This window comes from Streptomyces naganishii JCM 4654, from assembly GCF_014650575.1.
Taxonomy (GTDB): Bacteria; Actinomycetota; Actinomycetes; order Streptomycetales; family Streptomycetaceae; genus Streptomyces; species Streptomyces naganishii.
The window spans coordinates 96,135-110,009 of record NZ_BMVF01000022.1 but is presented as its reverse complement, the minus strand read 5'-3'; the positions used below and the strand labels follow the sequence as shown (position 1 = coordinate 110,009).

The following is a 13,875-nucleotide window of genomic DNA, read 5'->3' as shown; positions in this document are numbered from 1 at the left end:
CTCCACACAGTCGTCCCAGCGGCCCTGCAGCATGGCCTCGCGGAACTTCTTCGACCCGTTGGCGTTGGTCCGCTCCCCGATGGCGAGGTAGGCGGTGTCCTGCCGGAACGCCACCGTCTGGTACAGCGAGGCGGCACCCGGCTCCGGGCGCGGTTCGCGTTCCGCCGGGGTCGCCTCCCGGACCCGCTCGACGAGCTGGCGCAGATGCTCGGGCGTCGTACCGCAGCACCCGCCCACCAGCGACAGCCCGTAGTCGCGTACGAAGTTCTCCTGGGCGTCGGCCAGGCCCTCGGGGTCGAGCGGGAAGTGCGCGCCGTCCTTGGTGAGGACCGGCAGGCCCGCGTTGGGCATGCACAGCAGCGGGATGCGGGAGTGGCGGGTGAGGTATCGCAGGTGCTCGCTCATCTCGGCGGGGCCGGTCGAGCAGTTGAGGCCGATCAGGTCGATGCCGAGCGGTTCGAGCGCGGTGAGCGCGGCGCCGATCTCGGAGCCGAGCAGCATGGTGCCGGTGGTCTCGAAGGCCATCGACACCAGCAGGGGCACGTCCGTGCCGGTGGCCTCCATGGCGCGCCGGGCGCCGAGCACGGAGGCCTTGGTCTGGAGCAGGTCCTGGGTGGTCTCCACGATCAGCGCGTCCGCGCCGCCGGCGAGCAGGCCCTCGGCGTTGGCCTGGTAGCCGTCGCGGATGGCGGTGTAGCCGACGTGGCCGAGGGTGGGCAGCTTGGTGCCGGGGCCGATCGAGCCGAGCACCCAGCGGGTGCGGCCGTCGCGGGCGGCGTACTCGTCGGCGGCCTCGCGGGCGATGCGGGCGCCGGCCTCGGACAGCTCGTGCACGCGGTCGGAGATCTCGTACTCGGAGGCCGCGGTGTGGTTCGCGCCGAACGTGTTGGTCTCCACGCAGTCCACGCCGACGGCGAAGTAGGCGTCGTGGACCGAACGGACGATGTCGGGCCGGGTGAGGTTCAGGATCTCGTTGCAGCCCTCGAGGTTCTGGAAGTCCTCGAGGGTGGGGTCCTGGGCCTGGAGCATCGTGCCCATCGCCCCGTCGGCTACCACCACCCGGGTGGCGAGGGCCTCGCGGAGGGCGGACACGCGGGTCCGGCTGTCGGTGGCAGGGGTCGGCGGCAACGAGGCCATGAAGGGGCTCCCTTGAGGTGCGACGGCTGTCGGCTTTGCGTCCTCCCGGGAATGCCCCGGGGAGCTTCCCAAGGAGGGCGCACGCCGCAAGGGTAGCCGGGACCGGCCCCGGATGGTCAGGGCGTCCACCACGCGGACGAAGATGGCGCCCGTTCCAGTCCGCGGCGGCGGGTCACGTAACAGGTGTCGACCGAACATTGGCGGGGAGTCGGCATCGACCGGTAGTGTTCGGCATTGCCGAACGGCGGCAGACCGGGTCGTCCGCCGACGGCCCAAGGGGACGGAGGCAGGACGGCGATGGCACGGAACATCCAGTCGCTCGAACGGGCGGCCGCGATGCTGCGGTTGCTGGCAGGCGGCGAGCGGCGACTGGGCCTGTCGGACATCGCCTCGTCACTGGGCCTCGCCAAGGGCACCGCCCACGGCATACTGCGCACCCTCCAGCAGGAGGGCTTCGTCGAACAGGACGACGCCTCCGGGCGCTACCAGCTCGGCGCGGAGCTGCTACGCCTGGGCACGACGTACCTCGACGTCCACGAACTGCGCGCGCGGGCGCTGGTGTGGACCGACGACCTGGCGCGCTCCAGCGGCGAGAGCGTCTACCTGGGCGTGCTGCACCAGCACGGCGTGCTGATCGTGCACCACGTCTTCCGCCCCGACGACAGCCGGCAGGTGCTGGAGATCGGGGCGATGCAGCCGCTGCACTCCACGGCGCTCGGCAAAGTGCTCTCGGCCTACGACCCGGTGGCGCACAGCGAGGCGATCGAGGCCGACCGCAAGGCGTTCACCGAGCGGACCGTGTGCGACATGGACGGCTTCGAGCGCATCCTCGACCTCTCCCGCGCGCGGGGCTACGCCGCCGACGTGGAGGAGACCTGGGAGGGCGTGGCCTCCATCGCCGCGCCCATCCACGACCGGCGGCGCATGCCGGTCGGCGCGGTCGGCATCACCGGCGCGGTGGAACGCGTGTGCCGCGACGGCGAACTGCGGCACGAACTGATCGCGGCGGTACGCGACTGCGCCCGCGCGGTCTCGCGGGACCTGGGCGCCGGCCGCTTCTGACCCGCCGCCGGGCCCCGTACGACGACACGACGCCCCACGGGGCCGCGGCCAGGCGTGCGCGCGCCCCCGGCCCCGGCCCAGACCGTGGGCACCCCGCCCCTGGCCCGACCTGTGACCACCCCGGCCCCGGCCGTACCCGAAGGACCCGGCACCCCGCACCCCGCCCGTCGCGCCGGCCCCGCACCCCGCGCCCCAGGCCACCAAGGGCCGGGCCCTCGGGAACCTCACGCCCCCGGATCCCCGGGCGCCCACATCACCCCGGCCCGCCCGACACGGCACGCCTCCCCCGGCGCCGTACGGTCCCCCGTTTCCCGGCCCCAGGGCCCCGCGCCCCCGGCGCCGCTCCGGAGCGTCACCGACCCGCACCGCCCCTCACCGCCACCGCCCCGAGGCGTCCTCACCGTCCGCCGGGCGTCGCCTCGGCGTGCCCTCACCCGGCCCTGGGTGTGTCCCCGGGTGTTCGAGTGGGTACGGGTCGTGGCCGTGCCGGGGCCCGGCGTGGTGGCCGATCAGTAACGATCGGGGTTTCGGCACCAGAAGTCTTGACGCCCGTGTGACGGCAAGGTGAGACTCCCGTCCATCGGTCGGCATTGTCGAACACCTTGCGGCAATTCGCGTTAGAGTGTGGCAACGCCAAGGGCCGGCATCGCTCTCATCCCCCGAGGGCGCCAGACCCCCGGAGGGACCCGGGGTACGGCTACCCCTGGACGAAGGACAAAGGAGTCGCGGGTGTCCAGCTCCGACATCTTCATCGGCGAGACCATCGGTACCGCCATACTCATCCTGCTCGGCGGCGGAGTGTGCGCCGCCGTCACGCTCAAGGCCTCCAAGGCCCGTAACGCCGGCTGGCTCGCCATCGCCTTCGGGTGGGGTTTCGCCGTCATGACGGCCGTCTACATCTCGGGCCCGCTCTCCGGCGCCCACCTCAACCCCGCCGTCACGATCGCCCTCGCCATCAAGAACAGCGACTGGACGAACGTCCCCACCTACATCGCCGGGCAGCTCCTCGGCGCCATGATCGGCGCGGCCCTGGTCTGGGTCGCCTACTACGGCCAGTTCCACGCCCACCTCACCGACAAGGAGATCGTCGGCGGTCCGGGCGCCCAGGCCACCGCCGCCAAGGCGGTCGAGGCCCAGGAACAGGGCGCCGGTCCGGTCCTCGGTGTCTTCTCCACCGGCCCCGAGATCCGCAACGCGGTGCAGAACCTCCTCACCGAGATCATCGGCACCGTGGTGCTGATCCTCGCCGTCCTCACCCAGGGCCTCAACGACAAGGGCAACGGCCTCGGCATCCTCGGCGGTCTGATCACCGCGCTCGTGGTCGTCTCCATCGGCCTCTCGCTCGGCGGTCCGACGGGCTACGCCATCAACCCCGCGCGCGACCTCGGTCCCCGCATCGTCCACGCCCTCCTGCCCCTGCCCAACAAGGGCGGCTCGGACTGGGGCTACGCCTGGATCCCGGTGGTCGGCCCGCTGATCGGCGGCGCCATCGGAGCAGGTCTCTACAACGTCGCCTTCGCCTGACGGCCGCCGCGCTCCGTGCCCGCGGCACGGAGCGCCCGGTCCCGGCACGCGCCGTACCCCCAGCCCCAGCCCCATTGACCACGGACTTCCTCAGGAGCACACAGTGACCGACGCCCACACCGCCGGCCCGTTCATCGCCGCCATCGACCAGGGCACCACCTCCTCGCGCTGCATCGTCTTCGACCGGGACGGCCGGATCGTCTCCGTCGACCAGAAGGAGCACGAGCAGATCTTCCCCAAGCCCGGCTGGGTCGAGCACGACGCCACCGAGATCTGGACCAACGTCCAGGAGGTCGTCGCCGGAGCCATCGAGAAGGCCGGCATCACCCGCGACGACATCAAGGCCATCGGCATCACCAACCAGCGCGAGACCACCGTGCTGTGGGACAAGAACACCGGTGAGCCCGTCCACAACGCCATCGTCTGGCAGGACACCCGCACCGACGCCCTGTGCCGCGAGCTCGGCCGCAACGTCGGCCAGGACCGCTTCCGCCGCGAGACCGGCCTCCCCCTCGCCTCCTACTTCGCCGGTCCCAAGGCCCGCTGGCTGCTGGACAACGTCGACGGCCTGCGCGAGCGCGCCGAGGCCGGCGACATCCTCTTCGGCACCATGGACACCTGGGTCATCTGGAACCTGACGGGCGGCGTCGACGGCGGCAAGCACGTCACCGACGTCACCAACGCCTCGCGCACCCTCCTGATGAACCTGCACACCATGGAGTGGGACGAGAAGATCGCCGAGTCGATCGGCGTGCCGACGGCGATCCTGCCCGAGATCCGCTCCTCCGCCGAGGTCTACGGCGAGATCACGGGCGGCAGGCTGGGCGACCTGCTCGGCGGCATCCCGGTCGCCTCCGCGCTCGGCGACCAGCAGGCGGCCCTGTTCGGCCAGACCTGCTTCGCCGAGGGCGAGACCAAGTCGACGTACGGCACCGGCACCTTCATGGTGATGAACACCGGTGACAAGATCATCAACTCCTACTCGGGCCTGCTGACCACGGTCGGCTACCAGATCGGCGACCAGAAGCCGGTCTACGCCCTGGAGGGCTCGATCGCCGTCACCGGCTCCCTGGTGCAGTGGATGCGCGACCAGATGGGCCTGATCTCCACCGCCGCCGAGATCGAGACGCTCGCGCTCTCGGTGGAGGACAACGGCGGCGCCTACTTCGTGCCGGCCTTCTCCGGCCTGTTCGCCCCGTACTGGCGCTCCGACGCCCGCGGTGTGATCGCCGGCCTGACCCGGTACGTCACCAAGGCGCACCTCGCGCGCGCCGTGCTGGAGGCCACCGCCTGGCAGACGCGGGAGATCGCGGACGCCATGACCAAGGACTCCGGCGTGGAGCTCACCGCCCTCAAGGTCGACGGCGGCATGACCTCCAACAACCTGCTGATGCAGACGCTCTCGGACTTCCTGGACGCGCCGGTGGTGCGCCCGATGGTCGCCGAGACCACCTGCCTCGGCGCCGCCTACGCCGCCGGCCTCGCCGTCGGCTTCTGGGCCTCCACCGACGACCTGCGCCAGAACTGGCGCCGGGCCGCGGAATGGACCCCCCGCATGGACGCGGACACCCGCGACCGTGAGTACAAGAACTGGCTCAAGGCCGTCGAGCGGACCATGGGCTGGCTCGAGGACGAGGAGTAAGAAACCCCAATGACCAGTCAGTCCACCCTGCAGTCCGTGCCTGCCCTGGGAACGCGCCCGGCCTTCGGCGTTGGTCCGAGCCGTGCCGAGACCCGGGAGCAGCTCTCGAAGGCGACGTACGACCTCCTCGTGATCGGCGGCGGCATCCTGGGCATCTCCACCGCCTGGCACGCCGCGCAGTCCGGCCTCAGGGTGGCTCTGGTCGACGCCGGCGACTTCGCCGGCGCCACCTCCTCCGCCTCCTCCAAGCTCCTCCACGGCGGTCTGCGCTACCTGCAGACCGGCGCGGTGAAGCTGGTGGCGGAGAACCACTTCGAGCGCCGTGCGGTCTCCCGCCAGGTGGCCCCCCACCTGGCGAACCCGCTCACGTTCTACCTCCCCGTGTACAAGGGCGGGCCGCACGGCGCGGCGAAGCTCGGGGCGGGCGTGTTCGCCTACTCCGCGCTCTCCGCCTTCGGTGACGGCGTGGGCCACCTGCTCAGCCCCTCCAAGGCCGCGCAGGACGTGCCCGAGCTGCGCACCGAGAACCTGAAGGCCGTGGCCGTCTACGGCGACGACCAGATGAACGACGCGCGCATGGCGCTGATGACGGTCCGCGCGGCCGTCGAGGCGGGCGCGGTGGTCCTCAACCACGCCGAGGTCACCGGCCTGCGCTTCACCAAGGGCCGGGTCACCGGCGCCGAGCTGAAGGACCGGCTCTCGGGCGAGGAGTTCGGCGTGGGCGCCCGCCTGGTGCTCAACGCGACCGGCCCCTGGGTCGACCATCTGCGCAAGATGGAGGACCCGAACGCGGCGCCGTCCATCCGCCTGTCGAAGGGCGCGCACCTGGTCCTCAAGCGGACCTCCCCCTGGAAGGCCGCGCTGGCCACGCCGATCGACAAGTACCGCATCACCTTCGCCCTCCCCTGGGAGGACATGCTGCTGCTCGGCACGACCGACGAGGAGTACGAGGGCGACCCGGCCGAGGTCGCGGTCAACGACAAGGACATCGCCCAGATACTCGACGAGGCCGCGTTCTCCATCCGCGACCAGCAGCTCGACCGTGACCTGATCACGTACGCCTTCGCCGGTCTGCGGGTGTTGCCGGGCGGCCCCGGCGACACCGCCAAGGCCAAGCGCGAGACGGTGGTGACCGAGGGCAGGGGCGGCATGCTGTCCGTCGCCGGCGGCAAGTGGACGACCTTCCGGCACATCGGCCGTACGGTGATGCAGAAGCTGGAGTCGCTGCCGGGCGCCCCGCTGGGCGAGGACTTCGAGCCGATCTCCTCGCTGCCGAGGAAGCTGCCGCTGCCGGGCATCGCCAACCCGCGCGCGGTGGCCCACCGCCTGCTGGTGGACCGCCCGGCGCCCGGCCCGCGGATGGCCGCCGACACGGCCAGGCACCTGGCCACCCACTACGGCTCGCTGGCCTTCGACATCGCGCGGCTGGCCAACGAGAACCCGGAGCTGGGCGAGCGGGTGCACCCGGACGCCCCGGAGATCTGGGCGCAGGTCGTGTGGGCCCGCGACCACGAGTGGGCCGAGACGGAGGACGACGTGCTGCGCCGGCGTACGACGCTGACGATCCGCGGTCTCGCCACCGACGAGGTCCGCGCGAAGGTGCGGGACGTCCTCGACGGGAAGTGACCGCGCGACGGTGACCGGGGCAGCGGTCACCGCGCAGTGAACGGGCGGCCGGCTCCCACCGCACTGGGGCCGGCCGCTTCTGTGATCATGGGTGTCCGGGCCCGGGGAACGGGGCAGTCATCCGTTCACTCCCCCGTGCAAGGGGGTCGCGGGCGCCCCCGCCGGACGCCGTAAGGTTGGTGGGTCAGGCGAGGGCACGTCGGAAGGAGGCGCTGGGTGATCGAGCTCGAGGGGGTTCCCGAGCTGATCGACCCGGTCATGGTGGCCGCGTTCGAGGGCTGGAACGATGCCGGTGACGCCGCCTCCACCGCGGTCGCGCACCTGGAACGGGAGTGGAAGGGCGAGGTGTTCGCGGCGCTGGACGCCGAGGACTACTACGACTTCCAGGTGAACCGCCCCACGGTGTTCATGGAAGCCGGAGCGCGCAAGATCACTTGGCCGACGACACGGTTGTCGGTGGTGCGCGTCGGCGGCGACAAGCCGCGCGACCTGGTGCTGGTGCGCGGCATCGAGCCGTCGATGCGCTGGCGCTCGTTCTGCAACGAACTGCTCGGCTTCGCCCACGAGTTGGGCGTGGAGCTGGTGGTCATCCTGGGCGCCCTGCTCGGCGACACCCCGCACACCCGCCCGGTCCCGATCAGCGGGACCACCTCGGACGCGGACCTGGCCCGCCGGATGGACCTGGAGGAGACCAAGTACGAGGGCCCGACCGGCATCGTGGGCGTCCTCCAGGAGGCCTGCACGCACGCCGGCGTCCCCGCGGTCTCCCTGTGGGCGGCGGTCCCGCACTACGTCTCCCAGCCGCCGAACCCGAAGGCGACGCTGGCGCTCCTGAACCGCCTGGAGGACCTGCTCGACCTGCGCGTCCCGCTGGGCGAGCTGCCGGAGGACGCGCGCGCCTGGCAGGTGGGCGTGGACCAGCTGGCCGCCGAGGACAGCGAGGTCGCCGAGTACGTGCAGACGCTGGAGGAGGCCCGGGACACCGCCGAGCTGCCGGAGGCGTCGGGCGAGGCCATCGCGCGCGAGTTCGAGCGGTATCTGCGCCGCCGGGACGGCGGCGGCCCCACTCCCGGCGGCCACGCCACGGCGGAGGGCGGGGACGGCGGCTCGTACCGGCGCGAGGGCCCCGGCGGCGGCCGTACGCGCCCGCCGAAACCGCCCCGGCCCGAAGCGGAGCCGGACGCCCGTGAGGCCCGCGACGAGCCGGACGGCGAGGAGCCGTCGGGCGACTGAGAGGGCGGCGGCGGAGACGGTCAGGGGCGGTGCGCGACGTGCGCACCGCCCCTGAGACGTTCCGGGGTCACGTGGGGCCCGTGGGTCAGAGCGCCACGCCCAGCAGCGCGTCCACGGCGCGCGAGACGAGCCCGGGCGCGCCCGTGTCCGTGCCGCCCGTCTCCTCCTGGAGCGCCACCCAGCGGTCCACGGCGGTCAGCGCGGCCGGGGCGTCCAGGTCGTCGGCGAGGGCGTCGCGGATCTCCTCGACCAGCGCGGCCGCGGACGGGCCGTCGGGCCGGGAGACGGCCGCGCGCCAGCGGCCCAGCCGCGCGAGCGCGTCCTGGAGCACCTGGTCGGTCCACTCCCAGTCGGCGCGGTAGTGGTGCGCGAGGAGCGCGAGCCGGATGGCGCCGGGGTCGACGCCGTCGCGCCGCAGCCGGGAGACGAAGACGAGGTTGCCCTTGGACTTGGACATCTTCTCGCCGTCGAGGGCGACCATGCCGGCGTGGACGTAGGCCTTGGCCATGGGGAACTCGCCGGTGAGCACCTGGGCGTGCGAGGCGCCCATCTCGTGGTGCGGGAAGGCGAGGTCGGAGCCGCCGCCCTGGACGTCGAAGCCCATCCCGAGGTGGTCGAGGGCGATGGCCACGCACTCGATGTGCCAGCCGGGCCGGCCGCGGCCGAGCGAGCCGCCGTCCCAGCTGGGCTCGCCGTCCCTGGCGGCCAGCCACAGCACCGGGTCGAGGGGGTTCTTCTTGCCGGGGCGGTCGGGGTCGCCGCCGCGCTCGGCGGACAGCAGCCGCATCGCGGCGGCGTCGAGCCGGGAGACCTCGCCGAAGTGCGGGTCGGACTCCACGGAGAAGTAGACGTCGCCCTCGAGCTCGTACGCCGCTCCGAGGTCCCGCAGCCGCTCCACCAGCGGGACGATGCCGGGTATGGCCTCCACGGCGCCTATGTAGTGCCTCGGGGGCAGCATCCGCAGGGCGGTCATGTCCTCGCGGAACAGGGCGGTCTCCCGCTCGGCCAGCCGCACCCAGTCGACGTCGTCGCGCTGCGCCCGCTCCAGGAGGGGGTCGTCGACGTCGGTGACGTTCTGGACGTAGTGCACCTGCCGCTTGGTGTCGAGCCACACGCGCTGGACGAGGTCGAACGCGTTGTAGGTCGCCGCGTGACCCATGTGGGTCGCGTCGTACGGGGTGATGCCGCAGACGTAGATACGGGCGACGGGACCGGGGCTGAGGGTGACCGGGCCGCCGGTCGCGGTGTCGTGGATCCTCAGGTCGCGGCCCTGACCAGGCAGGGCGGGGACCTCGGAAGCGGGCCAGGCATGCATGTCATGAGCGTAACCGGACCGTGGTCCCGTCTACGAACCGGACGGCCGCACATGTCCGGGAAGGCGCTCTTGCGTGATCTTCGCGAGTGTGCCGCGGGCCGCCGCCCGCCGCCGCGCGAGACCCGGCGCCGCCGTGGCAGCCCCCGCGCCGCCGTGGCAGGCCCCGCACCGCCGTGGCAGCCCCCGCACCGCCGTGGCAGGCCCTACACCGGTGGCCAGGGGATCGCCGGCCAGTCGCCGCCGGGCTCGGGGTGCGTGCCGGAGGCGAGCAGGGCGTCCACCCGCGCGCGCGTGGCGTCGACCTCGGCCGGGGTGATCAGGCTCGCGAGCCGCGCGGCAAGCGTGCCGCCGTCGCCCAGGGCGTCCCTGAGGCGCTTGAGGACCCCGGTGGCCTCCGGCGGCAGGGGTTCGCCCGCCCAGCCCCACAGCAGGGTGCGCAGCTTGTCCTCGGTGTTGAAGGTGACGCCGTGGTCGATGCCGTAGAGCCGCCCGTCGGCGGTGGGCAGCAGGTGGCCGCCCTTGCGGTCGGCGTTGTTGATCACCGCGTCGAGCACGGCCAGCCGGCGCAGCCGCTCGTCGTCCGCGTGCACGAGCAGGGCGGTGCGGCCCTCGCCGGCCTCGGCGAAACCGATCGCCTTCCAGCCGGGGCCGGGCTCCTCGGCGTCGAGCAGCGCGAGCAGCTCGGCCTCGGGGGTGGCCTCGATCCACAGCTGGACCATGCCCTCGCCGTAGGGGCCGTCGCGCAGCACGGTGGGTGGCACCAGGCCCCAGCCGGTCGCCTCGGAGACCTCGTAGGCGGCCACCTCGCGGCCGGCGAGGGTGCCGTCGGGGAAGTCCCACAGGGGGCGCTCCCCGGCGACCGGCTTGTAGACGCAGGACACCTCCCGGCCCTCGTGCGCGACCGTGCAGAACAGCGCCGCGTTGGAGGCGTCCCGGATGCGGCCGCGCACGGTGAGCTCACCGCGGGCGAGCAGCCCGGCGACCGCCGCGTCCGCGGTCCCGCCGGGTGTCACGCCCCGCGGCGGTATCCGTTCTGGCGCGGGCATACGTGTCCTTCCGGGTCGAGCGGGAGGCTGCACAGCGGGCACGGCGGCCGCCCGGCGTTGACGACGTCCAGGGCGCGCTTGGCGAAGGCTCTCGCCTGGGCGCCGGTGAGCCGGACCCGCAGCATCGGGGGGCCGTTCTCCTCGTCCTGGAGCAGCTTTTCCTCGGCCTCGGCGAGGTCCTCCTCGGACTCGGCGTCGAGTTCGACCAGGGCCTGCGCCTCGACGATCATGCGCTGGTCCTCGCCGTCCCAGGCGAGGGCCATGGTGCCGACCCGGAACTCCTCCTCGATGGGGGTGTCCAGCGGGCCGGTGTCGGAGATCTCGGTGGGGGCCATGGCGGGCACGGCGGCGTTGCCCCCGCTGCGCCGCACGACCTCGTCGAGCAGTTCTTCCATGCGCTCGGCGAGCGCGGCGACCTGGGTCTTCTCCAGGGCCACGCTGGTCACCCGGGCGCCGGCGGTGGCCTGGAGGAAGAACGTACGGCGTCCGGGCAGTCCGACCGTGCCGGCCACGAAGCGGTCCGGGGGGTCGTAGAGGAACACCTGACGGGACACGTCCTGTCTCCATGGGGATCGGGGGAACGACTGGATCTGAAGAGCGGGGGGTCGGGAGGTCGGCGGAGTCGGGAAGTCGGCGACCGCTTCACCCTACTGCGGCCGACGATCACGGTGCGCCCGCGCCGCCCCCGACGGGTGCGTCGTCGCCCGCGGGCTCCTCGCGCGGCGCGAGGGACGCGAAGTCGCCGGTGTCCCCGAGTCGCACCAGGAAGGGCCGCAGCCGGGTGTAGCGGATCGCGGTGACGGAGCAGGGCTCGACGGAGATCCGCTGGAAGAGGTCCAGGTGAAGTCCGAGTGCGTCGGCGACCAGTGACTTGATGATGTCACCGTGCGAGCACATGAGGTACACCGCGTCGGCGCCGTGGTCGCGCTCCACGCGCGCGTTCCACTCGCGGACGGCCTCGGCGGCGCGGGTCTGCATGGCGCGCATGGACTCGCCGCCGGGGAAGGCCGCCGCCGAGGGGTGCGCCTGCACCACCTCCATCAGCGGCTCGTCCTTGAGTTCGGCGAGCTTGCGGCCGGACCAGTCGCCGTAGTGGCACTCCCCGATCCGCTCGTCGGTGTGAGCCACAAGGCCTGGCCGGGCGTCCAGGAGAGGCCGTACGGTTTCCTGGCACCGCTGGAGCGGGCTGGTCACCACCTCGGCGACGGGCAGCCCCTCGAGCCGGCCGGGCAGCGCCGCGGCCTGCTCGGCGCCGCGCTCGTCGAGGGCCACGTGCGGGGTCCAGCCGGCGAGCACTCCGGCGGTGTTGGCGGTGGAACGTCCGTGCCTGACGAGGATCAACGTGGGCATGCGGCCCAGGGTAGGCGTACGGACAACCCCGGCGACGGCCGGGCGAAGGGAGAACACACTCCGTGATCGTCGACTGCGGGATCTACCAGGACGGGCGCCGGAGGGAGGGCCCCGAGGACTTCTCCGACGCGCTGGCCGGCGCGCGGGCGGCCGGGGGCTTCGTGTGGGTGGGCCTGCACGAGCCGACGGAGAAGGAGTTCGGCCTGGTCAGCCAGGAGTTCGCGCTGCACCCACTGGCGGTGGAGGACGCCCTGAAGGCGCATCAGCGGCCCAAGCTGGAGATCTACGACGACTCGCTGTTCGTGGTGCTGAAGCCGGTGATGTACGAGCCGCACAGCGACACCGTCTCCACCGGCGAGATCATGATCTTCCTGGGCGACTCCTTCGTGGTGACGGTGCGCCACGGCGAGGGCGACGGGCTGGCCGCCGTACGGCACCGGCTGGAGCAGGAGCCGGAGATGCTGGGCAAGGGGCCGACGTCCGTGCTGTACGCGATCGCGGACACCTCGGTCGACCACTACCTGGACGTGGCGACCGAGCTCCAGACGGACCTGGAGGAGCTGGAGACGGAGGTCTTCACCCCGGACCGGGGCGGTTCGCGGCACACGGCCTCGCGGATCTACAACTTCAAGCGCCAGATCACGGAGTTCCGGCGGGCCACGGGTCCGCTGGCGCTGCCCATGTCCCGGCTCGCGGGCACCACCACGGGGTCCTTCGCCACGGCCCTGCCCTTCGTGGACGACAAGGCGCGGCCCTTCTTCCGTGACGTCAGCGACCACCTGACCCGTGTGAACGAGTCCGTGGAGGGCCTGGACCGCCTCGTCTCGGACATCCTGTCGGCCCATCTGGCGCAGATCAGCGTGCAGCAGAACGACGACATGCGGAAGATCTCCGCGTGGGCGGCGATGGCGGCGATCCCGACGATGATCGCGGGCATCTACGGCATGAACTTCGACCACATGCCCGAGCTGCACTGGCTGTGGTCCTACCCGGCCGTGATCGCCGTGATGGCCGGTCTGGAGGTGCTCCTGTACCGCACGTTCAAGCGCCGGGGATGGCTGTAGTCCCCACTGCGGCCGGGCGCCGCCGGGGTCAGGCGTACTCCGGGGACGGGGTGGCCGGGCCGCCGAGGGGGTCGCGGCGGGCGGGCGCCTTCAGGGTGACCATGCGCCGCCAGCCGGCGAGGCGTTCGTAGGCGTGCAGGGCGTGGATGCCGGCGGCGAGCAGCGCGGACCTGGCCCGGGACCAGCCGAGGATGCCGCCCATGCGGGCCATGACGGCGAGGCTCACGTCCCGGTGGACGCGGATCTCGGCCAGCGCGCAGGCGCGCAGGGTGCGCTGGATGTGCCGTCCGTGCCCGGCGGCGGCCAGGCGCAGCAGCTCCTCGTGGCAGTAGGCGAGGTGGTTGTCCTCGTCGTCGGCGATCATCCGCACGGCGCGCCCGAGTTCGGGGTGGTCGCCGAAGTGCCGGCGCAGCAGCCGCATCTGCTCGGCGGCGCGCTGTTCGGTGACCCGGCTGTGCGCCAGGTAGACCACGATGTCCGCCACGGTGAGCGGCTCGTCGGAGCGCAGCCGCTCGTGCGCCAGGCCGATGCCCCGCCGCTCCAGGAGCATGGTGTAGTCGGTCTCCGGGGGCACCGGGACGGGCTCCAGACCGCGCCTGGAGAGCAGGGCGCGGAAGATGCGCCCGTGCTTGTCCTCGTCGGCCCCGTGGCGCGCGATCTTCGGGGCGAGGGCGCGCTCCCGCGGCGGTACGAGGGCGGCGATGCGCCCGTTCTCCCAGCCGCCCTGGGCCTCCCCGCCGGCCGCGATCGAGCAGAACAGCCGGAACGACTCGTCGTGGTCGAGGATCTCCTGGAACAGGCTCCTGGGCGAAAGCATCGGGCCACCTCCCTGCCGGACCGCCGGACCGCCGCACGGGACGAGTCAAGTGCGGGTGC

12 protein-coding genes are annotated in these 13,875 nt (G+C 72.7%); 6 read left to right on the top strand and 6 right to left on the bottom strand.

Going from position 1 to position 13,875, the window contains the following annotated elements:
• On the bottom strand, positions 1–1,137 hold a 1,137-nt coding region (locus tag IE217_RS29945; protein WP_190181094.1), incomplete at its 3' end, for a homocysteine S-methyltransferase family protein.
• A 297-nt stretch (positions 1,138–1,434) separates the two neighbouring features.
• Between IE217_RS29945 and IE217_RS29940 the strand changes: the two genes are divergently transcribed.
• From IE217_RS29940 to IE217_RS29920, 5 genes are all read left to right on the top strand, one after another.
• On the top strand, positions 1,435–2,199 hold the full coding sequence (locus IE217_RS29940; RefSeq protein ID WP_190181093.1) for an IclR family transcriptional regulator: 765 nt from the start codon (positions 1,435–1,437) through the stop codon (positions 2,197–2,199).
• 729 nt (positions 2,200–2,928) lie between these two features.
• On the top strand, positions 2,929–3,723 hold the full coding sequence (locus IE217_RS29935; RefSeq protein WP_190181092.1) for an MIP/aquaporin family protein: 795 nt from the start codon (positions 2,929–2,931) through the stop codon (positions 3,721–3,723).
• 103 nt (positions 3,724–3,826) lie between these two features.
• The gene (gene glpK / locus IE217_RS29930) at positions 3,827–5,365 is read left to right on the top strand and encodes a glycerol kinase GlpK (protein WP_190181091.1); all 1,539 of its coding nucleotides are present in this window, start codon (positions 3,827–3,829) and stop codon (positions 5,363–5,365) included.
• Positions 5,366–5,374: 9 nt separating this feature from the next.
• Positions 5,375–6,991 (top strand): glycerol-3-phosphate dehydrogenase/oxidase, encoded by a 1,617-nt coding sequence (locus IE217_RS29925; RefSeq protein WP_190181090.1) that lies wholly within the window; start codon positions 5,375–5,377, stop codon positions 6,989–6,991.
• 216 nt (positions 6,992–7,207) lie between these two features.
• The gene (locus tag IE217_RS29920) at positions 7,208–8,224 is read left to right on the top strand and encodes a PAC2 family protein (protein ID WP_190181089.1); all 1,017 of its coding nucleotides are present in this window, start codon (positions 7,208–7,210) and stop codon (positions 8,222–8,224) included.
• 85 nt (positions 8,225–8,309) lie between these two features.
• Here IE217_RS29920 and mshC read toward each other — a convergent pair whose 3' ends face one another.
• From mshC to IE217_RS29900, 4 genes are all read right to left on the bottom strand, one after another.
• Positions 8,310–9,539 carry a cysteine--1-D-myo-inosityl 2-amino-2-deoxy-alpha-D-glucopyranoside ligase gene (mshC, locus tag IE217_RS29915; protein ID WP_190181088.1) on the bottom strand — a complete coding sequence of 410 codons (1,230 nt, stop codon included), beginning with the start codon at positions 9,537–9,539 and terminating at the stop codon, positions 8,310–8,312.
• A gap of 203 nt (positions 9,540–9,742) precedes the next feature.
• A complete protein-coding gene (locus tag IE217_RS29910) occupies positions 9,743–10,585 on the bottom strand; it encodes an SCO1664 family protein (protein WP_190181087.1) in 843 nt (280 codons plus the stop codon).
• A complete protein-coding gene (locus IE217_RS29905; RefSeq protein WP_190181086.1) occupies positions 10,549–11,139 on the bottom strand; it encodes a DUF3090 domain-containing protein in 591 nt (196 codons plus the stop codon). The genes IE217_RS29910 and IE217_RS29905 overlap by 37 nt, the downstream gene beginning before the upstream one ends.
• Before the next feature lie 109 nt (positions 11,140–11,248).
• Positions 11,249–11,935 carry a histidine phosphatase family protein gene (locus tag IE217_RS29900; protein WP_190181085.1) on the bottom strand — a complete coding sequence of 229 codons (687 nt, stop codon included), beginning with the start codon at positions 11,933–11,935 and terminating at the stop codon, positions 11,249–11,251.
• 62 nt (positions 11,936–11,997) lie between these two features.
• Here IE217_RS29900 and corA point away from each other — a divergent pair, with 62 nt between their 5' ends.
• The gene (corA, locus tag IE217_RS29895) at positions 11,998–12,999 is read left to right on the top strand and encodes a magnesium/cobalt transporter CorA (protein ID WP_190181084.1); all 1,002 of its coding nucleotides are present in this window, start codon (positions 11,998–12,000) and stop codon (positions 12,997–12,999) included.
• A 28-nt stretch (positions 13,000–13,027) separates the two neighbouring features.
• Here corA and IE217_RS29890 read toward each other — a convergent pair whose 3' ends face one another.
• A complete protein-coding gene (locus IE217_RS29890) occupies positions 13,028–13,816 on the bottom strand; it encodes a ferritin-like domain-containing protein (protein ID WP_190181083.1) in 789 nt (262 codons plus the stop codon).
• Positions 13,817–13,875 lie beyond the last annotated feature (59 nt).